Origin of the sequence: Neoaquamicrobium microcysteis (genome assembly GCF_008180155.1) — a bacterium.
Lineage (GTDB): Bacteria > Pseudomonadota > Alphaproteobacteria > Rhizobiales > Rhizobiaceae > Aerobium > Aerobium microcysteis.
The window spans coordinates 1-776 of the sequence record NZ_VSZS01000025.1 but is presented as its reverse complement, the minus strand read 5'-3'; the positions used below and the strand labels follow the sequence as shown (position 1 = coordinate 776).

Annotated in this window: 1 protein-coding gene; it reads left to right on the top strand. The window is 60.4% G+C overall.

Annotated elements, in window-relative coordinates:
• Positions 1–191 precede the first annotated feature (191 nt).
• Complete coding sequence (locus FY036_RS00085) at positions 192–560, top strand: c-type cytochrome (RefSeq protein ID WP_235897422.1); 369 nt, start codon at positions 192–194, stop codon at positions 558–560.
• Positions 561–776 lie beyond the last annotated feature (216 nt).

Below are 776 nucleotides of genomic sequence, written 5' to 3'. Positions count from 1 at the left end.
TCAGGGCACAATCTTCCGCTCGAACGATGGCGGTGTGACCTGGGAGGCAGTCCGCGGCTCCCCGCGTTGAGGTGTGAGGCCTGCAGCAGGCTCTTGGGGCGGTACTTCTGGCCCCGGCAGCGTTCCTCGCTGGACTGTGGGGGCAAGCCGGGTCCGAAGCAGGCCTCTTCCGTCCTCACGATGCCGCGAGAGTGGCTCGCGGTGCCGAACTCTACCGGCAGCACTGCGCCGTGTGTCATGGCGCGGAGCTCAAGGGGGAAACGTCCGATGGGCATTCACGCGACGAAGAAGGCTTCCTGCCCGGCCCGCCGCATGATGAAACCGGCCATACCTGGCACCATCCGGACCAGGTTCTGTTCGACATCACGAAATATGGTCTGGCAGAAGCGGCAAATTTGCCCGACTACAAGACGCGAATGCCGGCCTTCGCAGACATGCTGGACGATGGGGAGATCATAGCGATTTTCTCGTTTATCAAGTCTCGCTGGCCTGATGACATCCGCGAACGGCACGACGCCATGAACATGCGTCACCATGTGACCACAGCCGATGGACACTGACCGTCACTCCGCCGCAGGCGAGGGGCAGATGAATGATGAGGGTGTCTTTTTGCCGAGTTTAATGCCCTGTGGCGTACTGTAGCGTAGGAATACAACGCCGGGGTATCGAGGCTATGGGCCGCCCCCCGTCAATCCCCACACCTGCGATATTCGCAACAGGCTCGATTGCTCTCTCTCTCTCTCTCTCTCTCTCTCTCTCTCTCTCTCTCTGACATT